A 24,612-nucleotide genomic window follows, 5' to 3' on the forward strand; every position below is an offset into this window, starting at 1 on the left:
AATAAATAACGGTTTAAGTTTATATGATGATAATTCAAAATATTCTTGCCGTATGAAAATCATCAAAGCGACAAAATATTTACTTTTCGTAAGAGCTAGTATCGTTACCAATCAACCGTTATCGTATGGTAAGTAGGATGAATAGGTAATCATGATAACTTCTTTATAAGCTAACAAACAGCACTTTGCACCTGCACGACGCCCAACAAAAGTGCCTGCTGATGTGAAATAGGTGGCAAACTATCCTGCTAGTGTGTATTATTACGCGGCCTTGTAGCATTTCTTCTTGAACAGCAACTTAAACTAGAGGTCTTTTCAGGAGCTACACAATTCGTCGAGTACAACCTTCCACAGCACTTACTGAAAAACCTGCTGGAGGCCATAAGCTTGTTACCCGCTAGCACACTCTTCTTCGCATCAAGGACAAGCAGAACAAACACCTTTTTTAGATTGACAATCGGCAAACGTTTGCACCTTATGACAAAACACCGCTTTACCTGTAGTATTCCGCTTCTCGGGCTGCTTCTTGTGTCGCCAATAGCTGGGGCAGTGGCTCAAAAGCCAAGCGTTAAGCAACTGCAGGACAGAGTAATTATATCTCTCCCCAAACCCAACGACAATGCCGTCCGCACCATCCAACTCCAGGTGGTGTCCGACAAAATCATTCATGTGCGCGCCAGTCCACTTGATTCCGTGTCGTCGAGGCAGAGTTTAATGGCTGTAGCTCCGGCGGGGCCAGTGCCGAAATGGCAGTTCAAGCAAAAGAAAGGGCAGGGGGTATTGAGCACAGGCGCAATAACCGCCACCGTTTCGCTCACAACCGGCGAAATCGTGTTTGCCGACCCGAAAGGCCATGTCATTTTGCAGGAGCGCAAGAACGGCGGCAAGATGTTCAAGCCCGTAACAGTGGAAGGCGAGAAGCTGTATGAGGTCGAGCAAATATTCGACTCACCGGCAGATGAAGGTATTTACGGCCTCGGGCAGCACCAGAATGGGGTGATGAACTACAAAGGCCAGCAAGTGAAGCTCGCCCACAACAACACCGATGTGGCGGTGCCTTTTCTGGTGTCCAACAAAAACTACGGTATTCTTTGGGATAACTACTCCATCACCAACGTCGGGGACACCCGCGACTACCAGCCGCTTTACTCGCTGAAGCTCTACGCCAAGGATGGTAGCGAAGGCTGGCTAACTGCCACCTACGTGAGGAAAGATAAACCCAGCGAAGTGGTAGCCCAGCGGGCTGAGTCGTCATTGCCCTACGAGTATTTGGAGGACATGAAGAACTTCCCCACGCAGGTTAAGCTAGGGCAGACGCTGGCTACCTGGGAGGGGGCAGTTGAGTCGAGAAGCACTGGCTTGCACCACTTCCTGCTCAAAAACGCGGGCTACGCGAAACTCTATATTGATGGTAAGCTGCAGGTAAGCAAGTGGCGCCAGGCCTGGAACCCAGGCACGGCAGTGGTAGCCATCAACATGGAGAAGGGTAAGAAATACCCCATCAAGCTGGAGTGGGACCCGGATGGCGGCGAGTCATACTTGGGTTTGAGGTGTTTGAGTCCGCTCGAGGGGCAAAGCCAGCACGAATACGGCTTCAGGTCGGAGGCCGGCCGCGACATCAACTATTACTTCGTGCAGGGGAACAACCTGGATGAAGTGGTGAGCGGTTACCGCCAGATCACCGGCCCGGCGCCCATCATGCCGAAGTGGGCCATGGGCTTTTGGCAGAGCCGGGAGCGGTACAAAACCCAAGACGAGATTCAAACCACGGCCGCCGAATTCCGCAAGCGTCAGATTCCGATTGATAACATCGTATTGGACTGGTCGTTTTGGAAGCAGGCCGAGTGGGGCAGCCAGGAGTTTGATCCGGCGCGTTTCTCGAACCCGGACGCCATGATCAAAACCCTGCACGATCAAAACTTGCACTTCATGATTTCGGTGTGGGGTAAGTTCTACGAAGGCATTCCGGCCTATGCCTCCCTCGACGCCAAAGGCTACCTCTACAAGCGCAATATCGCCGACCGCACCCGCGACTGGATTGCGCCCGGCTACACCTCCACCTTCTACGACGCCTTCAACCCCAAAGCCCGCGACGAGTTCTGGAATCTGCTCAATACCAAGCTCTTCAGCAAAGGTATTGATGCTTGGTGGATGGATGCCTCGGAACCCGACATCTATTCGAACACCAACGAAGAAACCCGTAAGCGCCTGATGACGCCCACCTACGCGGGTTCGGGTACGGAGTACTTCAATGGTTACCCATTGCAAAACGCCAAAGGCATCTACGAAGGCCAGCGCAAAACTGCTCCCGACCAGCGCGTGTTCTTATTGACCCGCTCGGCCTACGCCGGCTCGCAGCGCTATGCGGCAGCCATCTGGAGCGGTGATATTGGCTCGCGGTGGGAAGATTTCCAAAACCAGATTTCAGCGGGTCTCAACTTTTCGTTGTCAGGCATTCCGTACTGGACCACTGATATTGGTGGCTTCGCAGTGGAGCGGCGCTACGAGAAACCCAACACCAAAGACCTGGAAGAATGGCGTGAGCTGAATACGCGCTGGTACCAATACGGCGCGTTTTGCCCGCTGTTCCGGGTGCACGGCCAGTTTCCGTTCCGCGAGATTTACAATATCGCGCCCGAAACGCATCCGGCGTATCAGAGCATGCTGTACTACAACAAGTTGCGCTACCGCCTGATGCCCTACATCTATTCATTGGCCGGCCAAACGCATCACCAGAACTCCACCATCATGCGCGGCTTAGTCATGGACTTTAGCGCCGACCCGGCCGTAAGGAGCATGGGGGACGAGTTTATGTTTGGTCCGAGCTTGCTGGTAGCGCCCGTGACCGAGTACCAGGCGCGAACTAAGAAGGTATACCTGCCGGCAAATACTGGTTGGTTTAACTTCTACAGCGGAAAGTACACTCCCGGCGGTCAGCAAATCACGGAAGATGCGCCCCTGGAGCGCATGCCGCTGTACGTGAAAGAGGGTTCCATTGTGCCCTTCGGCCCGGAAATCCAGTACACCTCTGAAAAGCCTGCCGACCCGGTTACGCTTTATGTATACACCGGCAAAGACGCCAGCTTCTCGCTGTACGAAGACGAAGGCGTGAACTACAACTACGAAAAAGGTACGTTTGCCACCATCCCCACCTCGTACGACGAGAAAACCAAAACCCTCACTATTGGCGAGCGGAAAGGCACGTTCCCGGGCATGCAAACACAGCGTACCTTCAACGTGGTATGGGTAAGCAAAGACAAGCCAACGGCTGTCAACTTCACGGCCGCGCCCGCCAAAACTGTGACGTACTCGGGTAGTGCCGTCACGGTTAAAATGGACTAGCGTGTGTGAACAGTAGCGCGGAACGGGTTTCCTGTGGCTTCCGCGCTACATTAATCTTTAACTCCCCGCTTACTCGCCTGGATACCGAAGGCCGATTTGCTGCCGCACAGTATCCATCAGCTGCATTAGTTCCTGACTGAATTGTAGCGGCAATAAAGGACTTTCCGTGAGGCCTTGCTCCAGACACTGTTGCACGTGCTCGGCTTCGTAGTGGTAGCCGTAGCCTTGTTTTTCGCAAGAAATCAGTTGGGGCTCCTGGTCGGTGAGGCGCAGGGCGAGGCTGTTGGCCGCGTGGAACCGTCCGTTGAGGTGCAGCTGCCCTTTCGAGCCGTAGAGGATGCACTGGTTATCAGTGTTGGCGGCCAGCGTGGAGAACAGACTGGCCGTAGCGCCGCTTGCGTACGACAAGACCATGGCACAGTTTTGATCGACGCCGGTGGGAGCAGGTACGGCCACTGCTCTTATTTCTTGAGGTTCACCCAGGAAGAGCTTGCTGATGAACAGCGGGTACACGCCGATATCCAACAAGGAGCCGCCGGCCAGCTCGGGGTTGAAGAGCCGGGCTTCAGGTTGATAAGAAGCCACGAATCCGAAGTCGGCGGCCAGGTGCTTTACCTCCCCGATAGTACCATCGGCCACTAGTTCCAGGGCTTTGTTGATGGCCGGGAAGAAGCGCGTCCAGAAGGCTTCCATCAGGAAAACGCCGCGTTCCTTGGCGGTGTTAATCATGTCTTGGCTTTGGTGGGCGTTGAGGGCAAAGGCTTTTTCGCACAGCACGGGCAGGCCGCCCTGCAGGCAGAGCAACGTATGAGCGTGGTGCTCGGAATGCGGCGTAGCAATGTAAACGGCATCAATGCCTGGTATTGTTAGCAGCTCATCGTAGCTGCCCACGGCATGCGGCACCTTGAATTTGGCAGCAAACTCCTCGGCTTTAGCTGCGCTTCGGGAGGCTACGGCGTGCAGCCGGGCATTGGGCAGGAGGGCTAAGCTTTCGGCGAATTTGTGGGCGATGTGGCCCAGGCCCAGGATGGCCCAGTTGAATGTCCGCATAGGTTCAGGGTGAAACGGGAGAAGCCGCTAAAGTAAGGGCTTCAACTTAGCAGCAAACAGCAGTTAGGTTAAACCTCTTGGCTAATGCTTCAAACTCGCCTTGCTCGTTCTGCCAGAGCGGCGCATTCCGCGTGCCGCGGGCAGCTAACACTATGGTCGTTGACGAGGCCGGCCGTTTGGAGGATGTTGTAGCAGGTTGCAGGGCCCGTCATGACGAAGCCGCGCTTCTTCAGGTCTTTGCTCATGGCTTCGCTTTGGGGCGTGGAGACAGGCGCCGGGTTGGTAGCGCTACGCCGGTTGTCGACGGTTCGGCCACCTACAAACTGGTAGAAGAAGGCCAGCAACTCATCGTCGCCGCCCACTTGCTGACGCAGCCGCAGCCACGCCTGCGCGTTTTGTACGGTAGCTTCCAGTTTGCGCCGGTTGCGCAGAATGCGCGGATTCAGCAGCAGTTCCGCAATATCGTCTTCGTCGAAGCGCGCTAGCTGCTCCGGATCGAAGTTCGCTAGTAGCTCCCGAAACCCTTCGCGCCGCTTCAATACCACCGGAAAGTCGAAGCCAAGCTGAAACGTGTGCAGCACCAAGTATTCAAACAAGATGCCTGCTTCGGCCACCGGCTCGCCCCATTCATGGTCGTGAAACTCGCGGAGCAAGTCGCTGTGGTTACCCCAGGGGCAACGGCCGTCGGGAGGGGCAGGAGGAAGGTGGGGGAGCATCATAGTTGCATAGTTGGCTGATTGCTGAATAAGCATTCCGGTTGCTACGACTACTGCCACCCCAACGGTTACTTAAGGTGCTTCACTAACACCCAAAAAGCATGTGCTATCGATGCTGCAATGTGCCTCGTGTTGACGGTTGCCCTCGCTTTGGCCCTGGATGTAGCATGCACAATAACAGCGACGCTGGAAGTTCAGCGCCTCTATTGTCTTCTATTACAGGTACTTATTATAAGTGTCTGAAAAGCGATTGTTTACGCCTCGTTGTAGCACGACTTGGCTCTACAGTAGTTTTCCTGGTGTCGAAGGCTTCGCGCTACGGCCTCTGTAAACAACGCCCGCAACAAGGAGCCGCAAAGTGGTAGCGGCTCCTTGTTGCGGGCGTTGTTATTCAATATGAAATGCCTTTTAGAACTTCAGTGTCTTGGGCAGATATTTTTCCACTAGCTGCTCGTAGTAAGGGCGCAGCTCGTTCCAGTCGGGAGGAGTGGGGCTTTTCGAGTACAGGTCGTAGGGGTTGAAGAGCTGCACCCACTTAAACATCTCGTGGTCGTGGGCGTCCAGGAGGTGGTCATAGGCGTTTTCGCGGTGTTGGGGGTAGAACGAGTGGTAGCGCAGCATGTATAAGGCCGGCTCGGGCAGGTAGTCCTTCACCATGTGGTACACGTACTCGTCGTGGCCCCACGAAAGATGCACGTTGCGCAAGCCGCAGTTGGGCCGGTACACGCCGTATTTCGTGTTGAAGCGCGGGTTGTCGATGTCGGGGTTGTCTTTGAAGAACTCCGGATACACAATCTTATTGGAGAAAGCGCAGCCGACCGGAAACGTGTCGCCGACTACGGCCCATTGGGGTTCACCGAACAGGCAGAGCACCTTGCCCATGTCGTGCAGCAGCCCGACCAGCACAAACCAGTCGGGGTGGCCGTCGTGCCGGATGGCTTCCGAAGTTTGCAGCAGGTGTTGCAGTTGGTCGAGGTCGGTGTCGGGGTCGGAGTCGTCGACGAGTTGGTTGAGGAATTGGAAGGCATCCCAAACGGGCATTTCGCGCTTGTTGAAGGCCAAGAACTCCTGCTTCTTGGCTAACACAAAGTCGTAGCTCTGGTGCTGGTGGTTGAGGCGGTAGAACTCGCGCACCGAGTCGCGGGCGGGCGCTTCGTAGTTGCGGTAGCTTTCGGTGTCGCGGCCTTGGGCTATGGATTCCGGGTCGGGGTAGCGCTCCAGGAGGTCGTCTTCCCACTCTTCCAGGCTGGCAAGCGGGTTATTTTCCAGTGGGTTTGAGTTGTTTGTCATAGAGCATCAGGTAGTTGGCAGTGGTATGGTATGGCAGCTCAAAAATGCTCGTTCTTGAAAGTGTTAGCTTGGAAAAGCGTAACTTTCTTTACGCAAACGCTTGCGTGATAGAACTTTCCCGACACCTACCCCACCTAGCACTGCCCGATTGCCATTTCGTATGGACAAAATAAATATCAAGCGCTTAGCCGAAGAACTTAACCTATCAACCTCCACCATTTCTAGGGCCTTACAGGACAGCTACCAGATTGGCGCCGAAACCAAGCAGCGGGTGCTCGACCTCGCCAAAAAGCTCAATTACGTACCCAACCCGCACGCCAGCAGCCTCGGCAGCCGCAAGAGCCACATGATTGCCGTCGTTATTCCGGAGGTGTTCGACAGCTACTTTGCCCAAGCCATCAACGGCATTGAGTCGGTGACGCAGGAGAAGGGTTACCACGTGCTCATCTACATGACCCACGAGCAGTTTGCCAAAGAGCAAGCCATCCTCAACACCTTCCACAGCGGCCGGGTCGACGGGGTCATTCTGTCGGTGTCGGCCGAAACCAAAGACATGACCCACATCCAAACCCTGCATGAGCAGCAGGTGCCGGTGGTGTTGTTTGACCGGGTGGGGGAGGCGCTGGCCACGTCCAAAGTCACGACCGATAACCGGGAGGGCGGCTACGCGGCTACCAAGCACCTGCTGGAGCGCGGCTGCCGCAACATTGCTTTCCTGTCTATTTCCCGCGACTTGTCGATTGGCCGCTGGCGCCTCGAAGGTCACCACAAGGCGTTGCGCGACTATGACTTGCCCATCAACGAGCACTACATCATCGACTGCACCGAGAGCGACGAAGTAAATGGCAAGCTCATAAAAGCGTTTCTCAGAAAGCATCCGGAAGTAGATGGCCTCATTGCTACGGTCGAGAAGCTAACCATCAGCGCCTATCAGGCGTGTAGCGAGCTGCATCTGCGCATCCCCGAGGAAGTGAAAGTAATCAGCTTCTCTAATTCGCGCTCCGCCCCGTGGCTGAACCCTTCGTTGACAACTATCACGCAACCGGCTTTCGAAATGGGCAAGGCCGCGGCGACTATGCTCTGCAAGGCGCTGAAACACAAGAATCCGGCATCGGTAGTGGAGTCGGTTATTCTGCCTTCTCAACTCATTGTCAGGCAGTCTACGGGGGTGGCTATTTGAGGTGGCGGGCGGGGGACCTCACCCCCTAACCCCCTCTCCAAAAGAGAGGGGGAACTAGCTTTAGATTCTAATCCTAACTCGGACGCTCCGGCAGTAGTGAATTCAGTTGATGGACTAGAGCTAGAAAACTAGAAAGCTAGTTCCCCCTCTCTTTTGGAGAGGGGGTTAGGGGGTGAGGTCCACGGCAAAGGAGCCAGCTACTCCGCCATAACCCAAACGGCCAAGAGCTGTTATGCAGCTCTAATAGTCCAAAACGGCCAGGCAAGATAATTCTAAAAGACCTCACTGAACCAAGCCAACAGCCCAATTGAGGTGCCTGTTGAGAAGTAGCGAAAAGGTAAGTATATGCTTGTAAAACAAGTGTTTGCAAACCACCCGGAAGAGCAGTCAGAGGCGCAGTAAGGTAGATTCCACTGTTCAGGCAGCAGGCAGTATAAGGGCAAGGAGGAGGTCAATCGATAGCCTGCTTCTCGCAACCGGTTGCGTAAATAAAGTCGTCAGGATTCGGCGTAGCCAATTGGATAACTTTTTCCTTTGAGAGTGATATCGACGTGAATTGGGGCGCTTATAGCAACTCACACAATCGATTTCACACAGTTAGCTTCCCTTTCCCAAAAAGCAACGCTATGCCCTCCACACCTACCCATCCAACCCATAAGAGCAGCTTAGCCACCCTTTGCCTGCTTGCCGTTTCCGGCGTTGCCCACGGGCAAGACTTCGCCGGCCTTGCCCCATCCTCCGCCGATAAAGGCTACGACCTAGTGCCCGCCGGTGCCCCAGTGGCCGACGTGACCATCAAAGGCAAAGTCACGGATGAAAAAGGGGAGGGGCTGCCCGGCGCCACCGTGCTGCTGAAAGGCACCACTAACGGTACCACCACGGACGGTACGGGCGGCTTTTCCTTAACCGTGCCGAACGCGACGGGAACCCTGATCGTATCCTTCATCGGGTACCAGAACAAGGAAGTCGCCATCAACAACCAGTCGGTTATCAACATAACGCTCGGGGCCGATACCAAGGCCTTGGAGGAAGTGGTGGTAGTGGGCTACGGCACCCAAAAGAAGCGCGACCTGACGGGCACGGTGGTGTCGCTCGACAACCAGGAAATCGTGAAATCACGGGCTCCCAATGCGCAGGAAGCGTTGCAGGGCCGCTTGTCGGGGGTGGACGTGAAGCGCGCTTCCGGCAAGCCCGGCTCTGATTTGACCATTGAAATTCGGGGTGCCAACTCCATTGGTGGCAACACGCAGCCGCTGTACGTGGTGGACGGCATTCCGGTAACAAACATCAACGACATCAACCCGGCCGACATCGAGCGCATGGACATCCTGAAGGATGCTTCGTCTACGGCCATTTACGGCTCGCGAGGCGCCAACGGGGTGGTGATTGTGACCACCAAAAAAGGCACTTCGGGCGGCACGCGCATCAGCTACGACGGGTACGTGGGTTTCGTGCAGGCCTACAACCAGCCCAACATGATGAACGGGCCGGAGTTTGCCAACTACGCCCGCGAATTCGCCCGCACCCGCGCCATCGACCAGGGCCAGAACCCCGATGTGGTGGCAACCGACGACAAGGTGTTCTCGCCGACCGAACTGCGCAACGTGCAGAATGGCACCTACACCGACTGGATAGATATGATTCAGCGCACGGGCTTGCAAACCAACCACTTGCTGAGCATTAGCGGCGGCGACGGCAAGACCAATACGTTTTTGTCGGCGGGCTACCAGAACTACCAGGGTGCCGAGAAGATTGTGGGCATCAAGAAGTACACGCTGAAGCTAGGCATCGATAAAACCTTCAACGACCGATTCAAGTTTGGCGCTTCGGCCTACGCTTCCTTTGTCGACAACAACCCGGGCACGCTGGAAACCTTCCGTAGTGCCTACCGGCTGCGGCCCACGGGCAGCGCCTACAACGACGATGGCACCAATCGGTTTTTCACCTACGAGACGGAAGCCCAAATCACCAACCCGCTATTCGACTACGACAACGAGGTTCGCCGGACGCAATACATCCGGGTGCTGCCCAACGTCTACGGCGAATGGAGCATCCTCAAGAACCTGCGGTTCCGCAGCTCCTTCACCACCGACATCACTTACCAGCGTGCTGGCTGGTACCAGGATACCTTTACTAAGTCGCGAGCTGGTACGGCGCCAAGCAACGCCAACTACAGCACCTACCACGTTTTCAACTACGACCTTCAGAACTTCCTGACCTACACCAAGGAAGCCGGGGATCATAACGTGACGGTGCTGGCGGGCACCACGGCCAACTACTACCAGAACGACGGCAACAGCACCACCGTGGTGGGCTTGCCCTACCGCTCGCTGTGGTACAACTTGGGCACTGCCACCGCCGTGACTGTTGCCGGCGCCACCACCCCGCCGTCCACGGTTGCTACCAGCAACTACTCCAAGCAAACCACCCTCTCGTATTTGGCCCGAGCCAACTACTCGTTCCGCAACCGCTACCTCCTCACACTGACGGGGCGCTACGACGGCAACTCGATTCTGGCGCAGGGCAAGCAGTGGGACTTCTTCCCCTCGGCCGGTTTGGCGTGGGTGGCCAGCGACGAAGAGTTCTTGAAGAGCGTAAGCTTCCTGGATTTGCTGAAAGCGCGGGTAAGCTACGGCGAATCGGGCAACGCGGCCATTTCCAGCAATAACCCCTTGGGTTTGAACCCTTACGCAACCCAAGTGACGGTAACGCCCTCGTACTACGACTTCAACGGTACGACCGCCAATGGCTTTTCGCCCTCGGGCCTCGGCAACAGAAACCTGACGTGGGAGAAAACCCGGGAGTATAACGTCGGCTTCGAAACGTCGATATTTAAGGGCCGGCTGGCGTTGGAAGCCGACTACTACAACAAAACGTCCAAGGGCTCGATCCTGGTGCAGCAGATTCCGGCCGGCAACGGCTTCAACAGCGTGTTGTCGAATGTGGGTTCGGTGCGCAACCGCGGTATCGAGTTGAACCTGAACACGGTGAACGTTACCACCGACCGGTTTTCATGGAAGTCGAACCTCAACTTCGCCCGCAACCACAACGAAATTCTGGACCTCTACGGCAACGGCAAAGACGACGTGGGCAACGCTTGGTTTATCGGCGAGAACGTGCGGGTGTACTACAACTACAATATCATTGGCGTGTGGCAGACCGATGAGGCCGACCAGGCCAAAGTGTACAACCAGAAGCCCGGCCAGTGGAAACTGGAAGACCGCGACAACGACGGCCGCATTACGCCGGCCGACCGCAAAGTGTTGGGTAGCAACTCGCCGAAGTGGTTTGGCGGCATCACCAACAACCTGGCCTTCGCCGGCTTCGATTTGAACTTCACCGTGTACACCCGCCAGGGCGTGAAGGAGTTCAACCAGTTCATTGCGCAGTTTGTGGATGGTGACCAGGGCCGCGCCCGCTACAACGCCTATCAGCGCGACTACTGGACGCCGACCAACCCTTCCAACGAGTGGGCCAACAATGCTGTCGAGCAAGACGGTAACCGCCGCGGCGCCTCCTATATCCGCGACGCCAACTACACCAAAATCAGCAACATCACCCTCGGGTACAACGTGCCGAAGGGCCTTTCCAAGAACTTCGGCATCGACGGACTACGGGTGTACGCCACGGCCTACAACCCCTTCATCTTCACCGACTACATCGGCTGGGACCCGGAATCGGCCAGCCTCGACACCTATGGCAACCAGAGCTTCCGGACCCGCACCTTCCTCTTTGGCGTTAACGTGAATCTGTGATGAGTTGCCAGTTGTGAGTTGCCAATTGCCAGTTATCAGGATTCTGATGCAGGCAGTAAACCGGCAACTCATAACTGGCAACCGGCAACTCACAACTGGCAACTCATAACTGACAACTCAACTCATGAAACTGAAAGTATACTCGAAGGCCCTGAGCCTGATTGGCTTATTGTCTTTGCTGGCTGTGGCTAGCTGTAAAGATTACCTGGTAGAAGAAAACCTGGGCGGCCGCACCGCCGAAACGTACTACGGCACGGCCCAAGGCTTCGATGATCTGGTGAAATCCAACTATTCACCCCTGCGGCCCCTTTTTGCGCTGCCTTCTCTCTACTTCCTCGGCACCGACATCTTCACGACCACGGAAGTAGGCGGTCAGAACGGCTTCAATGGCTACGACAACAACCTGAACGCCAGCAACGGTGACGTTGACATGTACTGGAAGCAGTTGTACTACAGTATCAACCTGACCAACACCACCTTGCTTTGGTCGACCAAAGTAACGGGGGTCAGCGAAGCGACGCTGGCCACCCGCGTGGCAGAGGCCAAAACCTTGCGTGCTTACTACTACTTTCTGCTGGTAGAAACCTTCGGCGACGTGCCCCTGGTGCTGGAGCCAGCCAGCGCGCCTACCTTCGGCTTCACCCGCGCCCCCGAGCAGGAAGTGTACTCGCAAATCATCAAGGACCTGAGCGAGGCCGTGGGGGCGCTGCCGGCCACCACGCCTAATTTTGGCCGCGTGACGAAAGGTATGGCGCAACATCTGCTGGCTAAAGTGTACCTGACCCGCGGCTACAAGAGCTACGGCGCCGGCAACGCCGACTTCACCCAAGCCGCCCAACTGGCCGAGGCAGTTATCAACTCCGGCACCTACACGCTGCTCACCGACTTTGCCCGTCTGTTTGATCCAAGTAATGCCGGCTTCCAGGTGAATTCCGAGGTTATTTTCTCGGTGCAGTACAACCCCAACGTGGAAAGCAACCGGTATGCTTTTATCACGAATCCGGGCGCCCTCATCAACGGCAACGGCATCCATAACCTCTTCAATATGGAGTTTCAAACGTACCCGGCCATTGGGCGCAGCGCCTACTACGGTAAGTCGTTGCTGTTCATTGCGCCTACCTCGTACCTCTACACGCTGTACGATAAAACCCGCGACGGCCGGTACCAGGGCAGCTTTGCCACGGCCATTTTGGCGCAGGTAGCCGCCGGGGGCTTTGCCGTCGGCGACACGGTTATCTATTTCCCCGATGTGCCTTGGTCGGCGGCCCGCAAAGCCACCAAGAAGTACTTCGTCTACAACTTTGATGAGTACGAAAACAGAACCAGCTTCTCACCCCGCTCCCTGCCCTACGCCAAGAAATTCCGGGAAGTGAACGTGCCCTACAGCGACAACAACCAAGGCATCCGCGACACCTACGTGTTCCGCCTGGCCGAAACCTACCTGATTGCCTCGGAAGCCTACCTCAAGCTCGGCGACCAAGCAAAGGCCACCCAATACTTCAACGTAATTCGGCGCCGGGCCGGCAAGGCGGGCACCAACCCCGCCACCGGCCGCACTTACAAAGACGAGCTAGCCGTAACCAGCGTCACCATCGACGGTATCCTGGAAGAAAGAGCCCGCGAGCTGTTCGGCGAGGAGCTGCGCTGGTTTGAGTTGAAGCGCACCGGCAAATTGCTGGAGCGGGCCAAGCTCTACAACAAGGAGCTGATCAGAGCCAACGCCATTCAGCCCTACCACGTCCTGCGCCCGGTTCCCCAAACCCAAATCGACCTAAACCGCGCCGAATTCCCGCAGAATCCGGGGTATTAGGGCCTCACCCCCCCGGCCCCTCTCCCGCGAAGAGGGGGAGCCAGACGGCGTAGCGCCGCCCCGTCGGCTTGCGCCTCCGGAACGGCTACCGGGACCCATTTCATTTCTTATCTAAAGAAAGCCTCGATATAGCATCGTAAACTTTATGATCAGTAGCCGTTCTGGAGGCGCAAGCCGACGGGGCGGCGCTACACCCCCCGGCCCCCTCTCCGCGGGAGAGGGGGCCGGGGGGTGAGGCCACGACAACCATCTTTCTCCCTATGCACAGAGCCATCGTACTGCTGCTCGTTTTTTCAGGTTTAGTAAGCAGTGCCAACGTACAGGCCACCGCGCCCGTTGCAGACACCACCCGCGTTATTTCTGTTGATTTCAAAAAAACCAAAGGATCCCGCAACAAAGGCTACCAGAAAGTAATCGGTGCCGGCCGGGCCGCCGAGGGCTTGCGCGCCGACTGGCAGGAGCAGCTCTTGTACGTAAAAAAAGAAGTCGGCTTCGAGTACATCCGCTTCCACGGCCTGCTGCACGACGACATGCACGTGTACGCCGAAGATGCCGGCGGCAAGCCCATCTACAACTGGCAGTACGTGGACCGGCTCTACGACTATCTGGTGAAAATTGGGGTGCGGCCGTTCGTGGAATTTGGCTTTATGCCGCCCGCCTTAGCCAGCGGTACTCAAACCGTGTTTTGGTGGAAGGCCAACGTAACGCCGCCTAAGTCGCAAGAGAAATGGGGGGCGCTAGTGACGGAACTGGTGAAGCATTGGGAGGCGCGCTACGGCAAAAAGGAGGTAGAGAAGTGGTATTTCGAAGTCTGGAACGAGCCCAACCTCAAGCAGTTTTTCGCGGGCGACCTAGACAATAATGCGCGCCGGGACGAGTACTTTAAGCTGTACCTCACCACCGTCAACGCCGTGAAAAGCGTATCGCCGACCTACCGCGTGGGCGGGCCGGCCACCTCCAGCAGCACCTGGATGGCCGAAACCCTCCAGTTCTTCACCGACAAAAAAGCGCCCGTTGACTTTATTTCCACGCACGCCTACAGCACTTATACGGCATTCGATGAGTTCGGCAAAGGCCACCCCCGCATGCGGGAGCCCGACGGCATTTCGCACGCCATGGAACGCCTGCACCGCACCATCGCCCCAACGCCTTACAACAAGCTGGAAGTGCACATCACGGAGTGGAATTCCTCATCGTCGCCGCGCGACCCTATCCACGACACTTACATGAACGCCACGCTGGTGCTGAACGCGCTGAAGAAGTCGGAGCACCTGGTTTCGTCGATGTCGTACTGGACGTTCACGGATATCTTCGAGGAAGCGGGTCCGCCCGAAACGCCTTTCCATGGCGGCTTCGGCTTGCTGAACCTACAAGGCATCAACAAGCCTACCTTCTACGCCTACCAGTACCTCAACCAGCTCGGCGACACCGAAATTGCCAACACCGATTCCAGCTCTTGGGTAACCAAAGACAGTAAGGGCAACCTCCAGGCGCTGTTCTGGAACTACACCCTGCTCGACCCGGCCGGCAAGCTGTCCAACCAGGAATACTACAGCCAATTGCACCCGGCCAAAGACAAAGGCCTGCTGAAGCTGAACGTGGCCAATGTGCCCAACGGCAAGTACAAAATGCAGGTGTGGCTCACCGGCTACCAGAAAAACGACGCGTTTACGGCCTACAAAAACATGGGTGCGCCTTACAATCTGTCGTTGCAGCAGGAAGCCGAGCTAAAGAAAGGCAGCTCCAACAAAATGGAATCCGAGAAAACCATCACCGTGAAAAACGGCACGGTAGCGGAGCAGTTTAAGCTGCGCGAAAACGACATGTACCTGGTGAAGCTCATGCGGCAGTAACGCGAAGCTCCAGCTTCTACGAACGAGCACCGCGAGTAGCCCGCGTAGGCGCAAGTCGCACGATACCGGCCAACGATATCAAGCAGCACGATACCAGCCAACGATATCAGGCGGCGCAGCACCAACCGGCGGCAATAACAAGCGGCGCCTACGCGGGCTACTCGCGGTGCTCGTTCGCAGAAGCTGGAGCTTCGCGTTACATGCTCATTCAACTTACGCTATGCACAAACTACCACTGCTTTTCCTGTTGCTTTTGTTGGCTGGCTCTGGCTTCGGGCAGAAAGCTTCGTTCAACATCACCAGCTACGGGGCCAAGCCCGATGGGGAAACCAACAACGGGGAGGCTATCCAGAAGGCTATCGACGAAGCGGCCACGCGCGGTGGAAGGGTGGTGGTGCCGGCTGGCCAATTCGTGACCGGGCCGCTGCATTTGAAATCGGGGGTGGAGCTACACCTGAACCGAGGAGCTTTCCTGCTAGGAAGCACCAAACGCCTAGACTACAGCGCCGAGAAGGGCATGGCTATGCTCATTGCCGACAGCCAACAAAACCTGGCCATTACAGGCCAGGGCGTTATTGATGGCCAGGGACGGCAGCTGATTCAGAACTTGCTGGAGCTGTTGCGCGCCGGAACCTTGGAAGACCCGGAGTGGAAAATCAAGCGGCCCACCGAGCGCAATCGTACCCACCTCATCAACTTCGACAATTGCAACGGCGTGCGCATCACGGGCGTGACCCTAAAGGATGCCAGCAGTTGGGTGCAAGCCTACCGGCAGTGCCGCAATATGGTGTTCGACAGCATTCGGGTGGAAAGCACCGCCTACTGGAACAACGACGGCATCGACTTCGTGGACTGCCGCAACGTGCGCCTAACCAACAGCTTCTTCAACACGGCCGACGATGGTATCTGCTTGAAATCGGAAGATGCGAGCCGTAGCTGCGACAGTATTTACGTGGCTGATTGCACAGTGCGTTCCAGCGCCAGCGCTTTCAAGCTTGGTACGGGCTCGTTGGGCGGTTTCAGGCGCATCACCGTTCGCAACCTCACCGTGTACGACACGTTCCGGTCGGCTATTGCCTTGGAAGCCGTGGATGGCGCCGTGCTCGAAGACATTGATATTCGGAATGTTATGGGTCGCAACACGGGCAATGCCATCTTTATCCGGCTCGGGCAGCGCAAAGTGGGGGCACCGGCCGGCACCGTGCGCCGGGTGTACATCGCCAACGTGAAAGTGGAAGTGCCCGCCGGCAAACCCGATAAAGGCTACGAAATAGAGGGTCCCGTGTACAAAGAGCCCCACAATGTCAACCCATCGTCCGTTACCGGCCTGCCCGGCCACCCGGTACAGGACGTGACCCTGGAAAACATCGACATCACTTACGCCGGCGGTGCCAACAAAACCGTAGCCTACGCCAGCCTCGATTCGTTGTCGGTCGTGCCGGAAAGAGCCCCCAACTACCCGGAGTTTTCCATGTTCGGCGAACTGCCTGCCTACGGCTTCTACGTGCGCCACGCCGAAGGCCTAACCCTAAAAAACGTCCGCATCCGCACCACCGGCCCCGATTATCGCCCCGCCCTGGTCTTCGACGACGTACAAAAGCTAACCTTGCAGGACGTAACCATCCCCACCGCGCCCACCACACCAGTCGTCGTGCTCCAGGAAGTGACGAGCCTATCGATGAAAAAGCTAACCACGCCCGTCAGCAAGCAAAAGGCCGTGCAAGTCCTGTCCTCGAAAAACCGCAAGCAATTATGAACAGATATTTTTGAACTAGACCTAGAAACTAGTGCTAGAAGACTAGTTCCCTTCCTCAGCTGAGGAGGGGTTAGGGGTGGTTGACCTGCCGTTGTTTCCCTAGTTCGTCATGCTGAGCGCAGCCGGAGGCGGAGTCGAAGCATCTCGCGTGCTAAGGTTGTAATGGTATATGTCATGCTGAGCTTGTCGAAGCATCTCTACCGCTTCGTTGCAACGGTAAAGAGATTTTACCACGCTAGCGAGATGCTTCGACTCCGGCTCCGGCTGCGCTCAGCATGACGGTTAGTACTGCAACGTCAGCACGCGAGATGCTCCGACAAGCTCAGCATGACAAACGCGAGTCGTTCTGCTGTGGGTCAACCACCTCTAACCCCTCCTAAGCTGAGGGAAATTAATCTTCTAACACTAGCTAGCCTTAGCTTCAAAGCATACTACATACTACAAACTTCCCTTAAACCCTTACTACGCTGAAAGCCGCCACATTTTCTCTGTTGCTTGCACTGCTTGGCTTGTTGCCCGCGGCGGTTGGCCAAACGCCTGATTTGGTGCGCTATGTGCAGCCCTTGTCGGGTACGGCGGCCAGCACCACCGTGGCTGCGCTCAAGCATGGCGAAGGCACCGAGCACCTGGCCAATACCATTCCGGCGGTCGGCACCCCGTTTGGCATGACGCAGTGGACTCCGCAGACCCGGCTAACGGAAGTGAAATGCCAGGCCCCGTACTACTTCCGCGACACGCTGCTCACCGGGTTTCGAGGCAGCCATTGGCTCAGCGGCTCCTGCACGCAGGACTACGGCAGCGTCACCATCATGCCCATCACCGGCAAACTCCGGACGCAGGCTGCCGCCTATGCCACCCGCTTCTCGCACCAAACCGAAACCACCACGCCCGCCTACTACCAGGTTACGTTGCCCAAGTATCAGCTCCGTGCCGAGCTGACGGCCACCACCCGGTGCGCCATACTGCAATTCACGGCCACCCAGACCGACAGCCTGTACCTATTGGTAAGCCCCAACAGCGACCAGGCCAAGGGCTTTGTGCAAGTAAACGCGCAAAAAGGCGAGATACAGGGTTATAATCCGGTACACCGCATCTACCAGGGGTGGGGGCAGCCGGCCGGTTTTAAGGGGTACTTCCTGGTGCAGGTCGAGCGGCTTGGTGGGCGCGGCGGCACCTACAGCGGCGGCCAGGCCTCGCCGGCGGTGAGCGTCCAGAACCGGAAAGACATCGGGGCTTTTCTCGGGTTCAAGGTGAAGAAGGGCGAGACGCTGCGGGTTCGGGTAGGCACTTCGTTTAGCAGCCTGGAAGGTGCCCGGCGCAATCTGGCATCGGAAATCAAGGACTGGAACTTCGCGGCCCTGACAGCGCAGAACAAGCTGGTTTGGGAAAAAGCCTTGGCGCAGATTCAGGTGGAAACGCCCCAAGAGCGGGATAAGCGCATCTTCTACACGGCCCTCTACCACACCATGCAGCAGCCCCGCCTCTACAACGACGTAGACGGCACCTACCCGGTTTTCGCGGGCAACAACCAGAACAAGAAACTAGCCAAGGGCAGCTACTACGACGACTTTTCGATGTGGGATATTTACCGGGCCGAGCTACCGCTCTACGAGTTGCTCAGGCCGGCGCTGGTAAACGATTGGGTGCAGTCGATGATAATGAAAGGCCAGGCAGGCGGCTGGCTGCCCATCTTCCCGTGCTGGAACAGCTACACGTCGGCCATGATTGGTGACCATGGCACCGCCTTCATCGCCTCGGCCTACACCAAAGGCATCCGCAGCTACGACGTGCCGGAAGCCTACCGGCTGATGCGCCAAAACGCCTTCGACCAAGCCAGCCCCGACGACTACCGCAACGGTAAAGGCCGCCGCGCGCTGGCCTCATACAGCAAATACGGCTTCGTGCCGCTCGAAGACAGCGTGCAGGAAGCATTCCACAAGAAGGAGCAAGTCAGCCGCACCCTCGAATACGGCTACGACGACTACGCCCTCGCCCAAGTAGCCAAAGGCCTCGGCAAAACTGCCGACTACGAAGCCCTAACCAAACGCTCGCAAGGCTACCGCCAGGTATTCGACCCCGCCGTGGGGCTGGTGCGGGGCCGGCACGCCGATGGCCAGTGGTACAGCCCCTTCCGCCCCGACACCCGCGAGTCGTACATCACGGAAGGTACGCCCCGGCAATACACGTTCTATGTGCCCCAAAACGTACCCGACCTGGCCCGGCTGATGGGCGGCCCCGCCAAACTCGAAGCTGCCCTCGACACTTTGTTTCGCCGCAACGAGTACTGGCACGGCAACGAACCCGGCCACCAGATTCCGTTTATGTACAACTACACGGCCTCGCCCTGGAAAACGCAACAGCAAGTCCGCCGCATCCTTGCCGAAGAGTACAGCGACGGTCCGGGCGGCCTGAGCGGCAACGACGATGCCGGCCAGATGTCGGCCTGGTACGTGTTTGCCGCCCTTGGCTTCTATCCTCTCGACCCGGTGTCCAACCAGTACCTGCTGTGCGCCCCCCTCTTCGACCGCATCAACATTCAACTCCCCGTCGGCAAACCCCTAGAAATCATCTGCCACAAAGCCACCAAAGACGCCGCCTACATTGCCGCCGTAAAGTGGAACGGCAAGCCCTACCCCTACAACTACCTCCAACACGCCGACTTGGTGCAAGGCGGCAAATTAGAGCTAGACTTGCAACCCCTACCCACCAAGAAATGGGCAACCGACCAAAAAAGCTGGCCCGCCGGGGTATCAATGAAGAATGAGTAGTGAGTAACTCACCTATCATGCTGCGCCCAGGAAGCGTCTCGGCGTTGCTGACGTAGGCTGTCGCGCGAAGCCTGCGCTTCGCTGAACGTCATCATTGTTACGTCAGCAGTTCCAGTCGTTCAATGAGACGCGAAGCGCAGGCTTCGCGCTATGGCCTACGTCAGTTCTATGCTAGGTCGTTCAACGACGAGACGTGAGGTGTCGCGTCTCTACACCGTTCCAACCGCACCATAATATTTACCCATTGATAATTTCTTCTTAATGCGTCCATCGACTATAGTTTGTTGCCTGAGTTTGCTGTGGGGGCTAGGTGCCTGCCGGGTGGAAACTTCCCTGCCAGACCGCACGGCTACCACTGCCACGCCGCCTAGCCAACAGCAGGATAAGTCTACAGGAACGCAGCCGCGTAGTTTCAACATCAAAGACTTTGGGGCCGTGGGCGACGGCAAAACCGACGATGCCCGCGCCATTCAGCTAGCCATTGACGCCTGCTCAGCGGCGGGCGGTGGACAGGTGCGCGTGCCAGCGGGCAGTACCTTTCTTAGCGGTCCTTTCAACCTAAAGTCCCGCATCGAGTTCTATGTCGAAACAGGGGCGACGGTGATGGCAAGTCCGGACGAGAAGGTGTACACCCAAAGCGCTTTCCGCGACAACCAAGGCGAAGGCACCATCTGGATAGGCGGCGAGAAGTTAAACCACGTCACCCTGTGCGGGGGCGGCACGCTCGATGGCAACGGTGTCTCCTTTATGGGAGCCGAGCTAGACGATTCCTACGAGCTCAAGCCCTTCCACATCGTGGACCCCCGGCCGCATTTGCTCACGTTGGTCGATGTGAAGCAGCTGCGTATCCGCGACCTGAACATCCGCAATTCCTCCTACTGGACCGTGCACCTGGTAGGCTGCGACGACGTAGCCATTTCCGATATCACCCTGCTCAACAGCCTCAAAGTGCGCAACAGCGACGGTATCGACCTGGACCACAGCAAGAACGTGCGCATCAGCAACTGCTACATCGAATCGGGCGACGACTGCATCTGCCTGAAAAACCGCCGCGAATACGAGGAATACGGCGCCTGCGAGAATATCACGGTTACGGGCTGCACCATGACGTCGCGCTCCTGCGCCATCAAAATCGGCTCCGAAAACATGGACCGTATTAGCCACGTGGTGTTCAACAACTGCATCATCCGGGCCAGCAACCGCGGCGTCGGCATTCAAAACCGCGACGAGGGCACCGTGTCCGATGTTATCTTCTCGAATATGCTCATCGAGTCGCACCTGTTTTCGGATGTATGGTGGGGCAAGGCCGAACCTATTTATGTAACCGCGTACCGCCGCGCCACAGGCAACCACAAAGACGCCGGCTGGCGCTTCCCCAAAGGCCAGATCGAAGGCCGGGTAGGGGAGGTGCGCAACATCTTCTTCAGCAACATCAAGTGCCAAAGCGAAAACGGCATCTACGTCAGCGGCGAAACCCCCGACAAAGTAGCGAACATCGTTTTCGACCAGGTAGATGTGCAGCTAAACAAAACCACCCCCCTGCCCGGCGGCATCTACGACCGACGCCCAAGCCAGGCAGAAGGCTTCGTAAAAGGCCGAACCTCCGCTTTCTACCTCGACAATGCCACGGGCATCACCGTCCGCAACAGCTCGGTGCAATGGGGCCCCCACCGCCCCGACTACTTCGCGCACGCCCTGGAAAGCCACGACGTGAAAGGCCTATCCATCCAGAATTTAACTGGTGAATCGGCCTTTCCTCGTAAGCTCGTCGCTATCATGAAATAAACTGTGGCGTAGCCCTGTAAGCAAGGCTGCCTGCCAGGAATGTTTGAGAAGAAGTCGGTGCTAAAGCAAAGCGGTATGCCTCGGCACAGGACCGGGCAATACTGGCTTAGTTGCGGTTCAAGATGGAAAATGGGTAGTTGCCTCGTTCTAGCGCTTCCCTATCCAATCGTAAGTCAATAGGAGAAAACACAATCCGCCAGCCTTTATAGTTGGTTGACGAATTGTTGAGTTTGCGCAAACTAGGGTTGGTGTATTTACTATTGGATTTACGCCAAGTAGATACCAAGCGGAAAAAAAGAGGATCTGGCAGCTTCATCGAATATGGTCGGTGGGAGTGAGGAAGGGCGGCACATCATTGTTTTTAAATTGAAAATGACGCACCTACTCGCTAGGTTGATTACCTGCTCAAGCTTAGCCACTAGCATTCTAGCACCAGACGTGTTTATATCGCCAAGCCCAAAGCTTCAGTGGAATTTTAGCACAGAGAATGTACGTGGCTAGGCCACGCCAATGCAGAGTGCGCTAAAAGCACAACGCAGGAACAAAGGTTTCCCGATGGGAAATGTAGCTCCAAGCAACAAAGCGGGCAGAAAGCCCTCCTAATGTGAATTACAACGCCAAAAACTCAGCGCGAAGTTGAGGCAGGTGAGCAAAAATCCAGCCTTGCCAGCTGGATGCAGACAAGCGTCTGCGTGCGGTGCCGCAGGGACATAGCCTAAGAAACCCGGTCCAGAAAATGGACCGGCCGAGCGTTATCAGCTAAGTAGGTTTCGTGGCATCAAGCCCGTGCGGCACGATTCACATTGGAGTAGATGGCGTTAGTGTACACTCAAGATAAAGTAAGTATCTAAGAGGCGCAAGCTTTATAAGAATTTTAATTGAATGTTGCAGTATTCACATACAGAGCAGCTTACTTGAAGAAAAAAGTAAACAATGGTAGTATGTAAAACACGCCGTTTAGCAAAGTAAACCAAGCCCGACCACTGCGAAACTTTCTACCAAGGCTAGAACGTACTCGCCACGGCCAAGCTGACTGCATTTGGCTGCGTCCACTTCTAAAGTGCGGCGCATGAAGGCTAATAAATTCGTAGCAGTATTGTAGAGAGTTGGCAGTAATTGCTTGGACAAGTGCGGGTAAGATACTGCTTGAACTACGTTGCGTCGGTTATGGGGTAGTCTTTGGCCAGTTGCTTGGCCTCGACTAAGATTTGCACTAGGTCGGAATTGCACTGTGCATGTTCGCGGTGCGTCTTAATCCAGTTCTCTTTATCGAGCTTGCCGGTAGGATTCCACTGCTTAGCGGCTACAGCAATACCGGTGCTGGCGTAGCGCGGTTGCCGGTTGGCCGTGATGCGCAGCCACACGTCAAACAAACTATCGGCATTGGGCTTGTGCGAAATAGTTATTTTGAAAGTGGCCGGCATAAATACTCAATTAATCTAGGTTCAATATTTATTATATTGTGCGAATCCAAAATAAGGTTTTAGCTTTTCATGAACAATCAGTGTAACTAGGTCCTTTCTATAATCAGGCAAAGCATCAAAACTAATTTTTTGCTGCTTCATAGACTCGATTGATTCATCAAAATAAACAGCGTTTATATAGTTTCTAATAGCATCTAGTTTTCCATCGTCATCATTATGTTGAATGCGCAGTATAAATTTTTGGAATATATCGGCGTCTTTTTTTAGCTTAGCAACTACATCCTGCCCTAAGAACAAAGGGTATGTTTCAGGTGTTGGAGATAATCCACTTTCGTGGAAACGATCAACAATTATCTGAAGCTTATTTTTGCCCTCTTTTTCTTCTTGTAGTGCCTTTTCTAATATATTTAGTTTTGTTTGCAAATCACCGCCTGCATTCTCTAGAGATTTTTGCCTCTCTTCATCCTTGCTTTGGCTTTCCTTCTTTAAAGATTTTATTTCTTCTTCATAGAGAGCTTTTGTCTCTCTCGTGGCTTGATCTTCTCGCATTTCTGCGTAACCTTTTATTTTATCTAAATTGATTATTTCAACTAACGTTTTAGCAGAGTTTAATATTCCTTGCTGAGCTTCTACTTGGCCCTTTAAGGCTGCTATATGACCGTTGAGGGCGTCAATCTTGTACTTTAAATAAACACCTGTAATTGTAAATCCTGCTGCAGTTACTAGCACAGGAAAAGCATCCTTCCAGAAATTAAACTCTGCTGATGCCTTCAAAACGGCAGATGCGGCTTGCAGTAAAATCATGATAGTTCTTAGTTAGAATAGCACCAGTTACACGGCCGGCGCTTTTGTCTTTTAGCTTCCGTAAACTTCACCTTGCGCGGCATGGTGCTGCAATTCGCAAACCCATAGCATCTATCCGTCTTATGGTAGGCGCTTCTCATAGATCCGCCGCATAGCCAAACTGCAACTGACATAGTTAGCTCTTTTAGGCTTGGAGCTTGCTCATCTAATATTTGACTGTCGAAAACCAAAAACGCCCTCTAGTGTAATTAGAGGGCGTTTATTGAGGTAATAGTGGTCACGCTAGGAATCGAACCTAGATCAAGAGCTTCGGAAACTCTCATACTATCCGTTGTACGACGTGACCGGATTAGGAGGGGCAAAACTAGCCAGAATTAGCGTTGCTGCCAAACCTAAGGTGGTATTTTCTGTAAAAACCTATAGTAACCTACCACAACCTTCCGGGCAGCAATTCAGTTAACTACTCTTGAACCCGACCAACCAAAACCTACTTATGGCTACCACTGAAAAGAAAACTCTTTACACGGCTGAAGCTGCTGCTATTGGCGGCCGTAGCGGCCACGTACGTTCCACCACGGGCATTATCGACTTAGATATGTCGGTGCCAGAAGGCCTTGGCGGAAAAAAGGGGGCTACTAATCCCGAGGAATTGTTTGCTGCTGGCTATGCTTCCTGCTTTCAGCAAGCCCTGCTGGTTATCGCGCAACGGGCCAACGACAAACTCGATGCTGATACGACGGTGAACTGCTCGGTATCCTTGTTTCAGGAAGGTGAAGGCTATGGTCTAAGTGCCGTACTGGACGTGGATCTGAAAAAATTCGACCAAGACAAATCCATAGAAATGGTACGTCAGGCGCATAAAATATGCCCATATTCAGTAGGCACCCGTGGCAACATGGAAGTAGAGCTACGCGTGCAAGGCCAGCCTATTCCGGTAGAAGCCGAAGAAAACGCCGGCGTAGCCGAGAAAGGGTAAGTAGCACAAGCCTTAAACTGTCATTCCGACGAAGAAGGAGTCCGAGTAAAGCCATTCAATGGCTTTACTCGGACTCCTTCTTCGTCGGAATGACAGTTTAAGG

Annotated in this window: 14 protein-coding genes and 1 tRNA gene; 9 read left to right on the forward strand and 6 right to left on the reverse strand. The window is 55.4% G+C overall.

Translation table 11 applies throughout. From position 1 onward, the window contains the following. The first annotated feature begins 528 nt into the window (after positions 1-528). A complete protein-coding gene (locus VF639_RS23270) occupies positions 529-3,342 on the forward strand; it encodes a TIM-barrel domain-containing protein (protein ID WP_331148356.1) in 2,814 nt (937 codons plus the stop codon). Positions 3,343-3,411: 69 nt separating this feature from the next. Here VF639_RS23270 and VF639_RS23275 read toward each other — a convergent pair whose 3' ends face one another. From VF639_RS23275 to VF639_RS23285, 3 genes are all read right to left on the reverse strand, one after another. Continuing rightward, the gene (locus VF639_RS23275; RefSeq protein ID WP_331148357.1) at positions 3,412-4,392 is read right to left on the reverse strand and encodes a Gfo/Idh/MocA family protein; all 981 of its coding nucleotides are present in this window, start codon (positions 4,390-4,392) and stop codon (positions 3,412-3,414) included. Between the two features lie 89 nt (positions 4,393-4,481). After that, on the reverse strand, positions 4,482-5,111 hold the full coding sequence (locus VF639_RS23280; protein WP_331148358.1) for a DNA-3-methyladenine glycosylase I: 630 nt from the start codon (positions 5,109-5,111) through the stop codon (positions 4,482-4,484). 405 nt (positions 5,112-5,516) lie between these two features. Then, a complete protein-coding gene (locus tag VF639_RS23285) occupies positions 5,517-6,398 on the reverse strand; it encodes an inositol oxygenase family protein (protein ID WP_331148359.1) in 882 nt (293 codons plus the stop codon). Positions 6,399-6,558: 160 nt separating this feature from the next. Between VF639_RS23285 and VF639_RS23290 the strand changes: the two genes are divergently transcribed. The 7 genes from VF639_RS23290 to VF639_RS23320 all read left to right on the forward strand — a co-directional run bounded on the left by VF639_RS23290 (position 6,559) and on the right by VF639_RS23320 (position 21,305). Next, positions 6,559-7,578 carry a LacI family DNA-binding transcriptional regulator gene (locus VF639_RS23290; RefSeq protein WP_331148360.1) on the forward strand — a complete coding sequence of 340 codons (1,020 nt, stop codon included), beginning with the start codon at positions 6,559-6,561 and terminating at the stop codon, positions 7,576-7,578. 626 nt (positions 7,579-8,204) lie between these two features. Then, positions 8,205-11,333 carry a SusC/RagA family TonB-linked outer membrane protein gene (locus tag VF639_RS23295; RefSeq protein WP_331148361.1) on the forward strand — a complete coding sequence of 1,043 codons (3,129 nt, stop codon included), beginning with the start codon at positions 8,205-8,207 and terminating at the stop codon, positions 11,331-11,333. Positions 11,334-11,457: 124 nt separating this feature from the next. Continuing rightward, positions 11,458-13,143 (forward strand): RagB/SusD family nutrient uptake outer membrane protein, encoded by a 1,686-nt coding sequence (locus VF639_RS23300; RefSeq protein WP_331148362.1) that lies wholly within the window; start codon positions 11,458-11,460, stop codon positions 13,141-13,143. Between the two features lie 260 nt (positions 13,144-13,403). Further along, positions 13,404-14,996, forward strand: coding sequence for a GH39 family glycosyl hydrolase (locus VF639_RS23305; RefSeq protein WP_331148363.1), 1,593 nt, complete (start codon positions 13,404-13,406; stop codon positions 14,994-14,996). 220 nt (positions 14,997-15,216) lie between these two features. After that, positions 15,217-16,752: a glycoside hydrolase family 28 protein gene (locus VF639_RS23310; protein ID WP_331148364.1), complete on the forward strand. Its 1,536-nt coding sequence runs from the start codon at positions 15,217-15,219 to the stop codon at positions 16,750-16,752. Positions 16,753-17,243: 491 nt separating this feature from the next. Continuing rightward, a complete protein-coding gene (locus tag VF639_RS23315) occupies positions 17,244-19,520 on the forward strand; it encodes a GH92 family glycosyl hydrolase (RefSeq protein ID WP_331148365.1) in 2,277 nt (758 codons plus the stop codon). A gap of 321 nt (positions 19,521-19,841) precedes the next feature. Beyond that, positions 19,842-21,305, forward strand: coding sequence for a glycoside hydrolase family 28 protein (locus VF639_RS23320; RefSeq protein ID WP_331148366.1), 1,464 nt, complete (start codon positions 19,842-19,844; stop codon positions 21,303-21,305). 1,151 nt (positions 21,306-22,456) lie between these two features. Here VF639_RS23320 and VF639_RS23325 read toward each other — a convergent pair. The 3 genes from VF639_RS23325 to VF639_RS23335 form a co-directional block, all read right to left on the reverse strand. Beyond that, on the reverse strand, positions 22,457-22,729 hold the full coding sequence (locus tag VF639_RS23325; RefSeq protein ID WP_331148367.1) for an Arm DNA-binding domain-containing protein: 273 nt from the start codon (positions 22,727-22,729) through the stop codon (positions 22,457-22,459). Positions 22,730-22,750: 21 nt separating this feature from the next. Then, positions 22,751-23,533, reverse strand: coding sequence for a hypothetical protein (locus tag VF639_RS23330; protein WP_331148368.1), 783 nt, complete (start codon positions 23,531-23,533; stop codon positions 22,751-22,753). 274 nt (positions 23,534-23,807) lie between these two features. Further along, a tRNA-Arg gene (locus VF639_RS23335) sits at positions 23,808-23,879 on the reverse strand. A 147-nt stretch (positions 23,880-24,026) separates the two neighbouring features. Here VF639_RS23335 and VF639_RS23340 point away from each other — a divergent pair. Continuing rightward, a complete protein-coding gene (locus VF639_RS23340) occupies positions 24,027-24,509 on the forward strand; it encodes an organic hydroperoxide resistance protein (RefSeq protein WP_331148369.1) in 483 nt (160 codons plus the stop codon). Positions 24,510-24,612 lie beyond the last annotated feature (103 nt).

It is taken from the genome of Hymenobacter sp., from assembly GCF_036387835.1.
Lineage (GTDB): Bacteria > Bacteroidota > Bacteroidia > Cytophagales > Hymenobacteraceae > Hymenobacter.

Coding starts and splice junctions, on each gene's coding strand:
- VF639_RS23275 (WP_331148357.1), bottom strand. CDS start 4,392: ATGCGGACATTCAACTGGGCCATCCTGGGCCTGGGCCACATCGCCCAC.
- VF639_RS23280 (WP_331148358.1), bottom strand. CDS start 5,111: ATGATGCTCCCCCACCTTCCTCCTGCCCCTCCCGACGGCCGTTGCCCC.
- VF639_RS23285 (WP_331148359.1), bottom strand. CDS start 6,398: ATGACAAACAACTCAAACCCACTGGAAAATAACCCGCTTGCCAGCCTG.
- VF639_RS23290 (WP_331148360.1), top strand. CDS start 6,559: ATGGACAAAATAAATATCAAGCGCTTAGCCGAAGAACTTAACCTATCA.
- VF639_RS23295 (WP_331148361.1), top strand. CDS start 8,205: ATGCCCTCCACACCTACCCATCCAACCCATAAGAGCAGCTTAGCCACC.
- VF639_RS23300 (WP_331148362.1), top strand. CDS start 11,458: ATGAAACTGAAAGTATACTCGAAGGCCCTGAGCCTGATTGGCTTATTG.
- VF639_RS23305 (WP_331148363.1), top strand. CDS start 13,404: ATGCACAGAGCCATCGTACTGCTGCTCGTTTTTTCAGGTTTAGTAAGC.
- VF639_RS23310 (WP_331148364.1), top strand. CDS start 15,217: ATGCACAAACTACCACTGCTTTTCCTGTTGCTTTTGTTGGCTGGCTCT.
- VF639_RS23325 (WP_331148367.1), bottom strand. CDS start 22,729: ATGCCGGCCACTTTCAAAATAACTATTTCGCACAAGCCCAATGCCGAT.
- VF639_RS23330 (WP_331148368.1), bottom strand. CDS start 23,533: ATGATTTTACTGCAAGCCGCATCTGCCGTTTTGAAGGCATCAGCAGAG.
- VF639_RS23340 (WP_331148369.1), top strand. CDS start 24,027: ATGGCTACCACTGAAAAGAAAACTCTTTACACGGCTGAAGCTGCTGCT.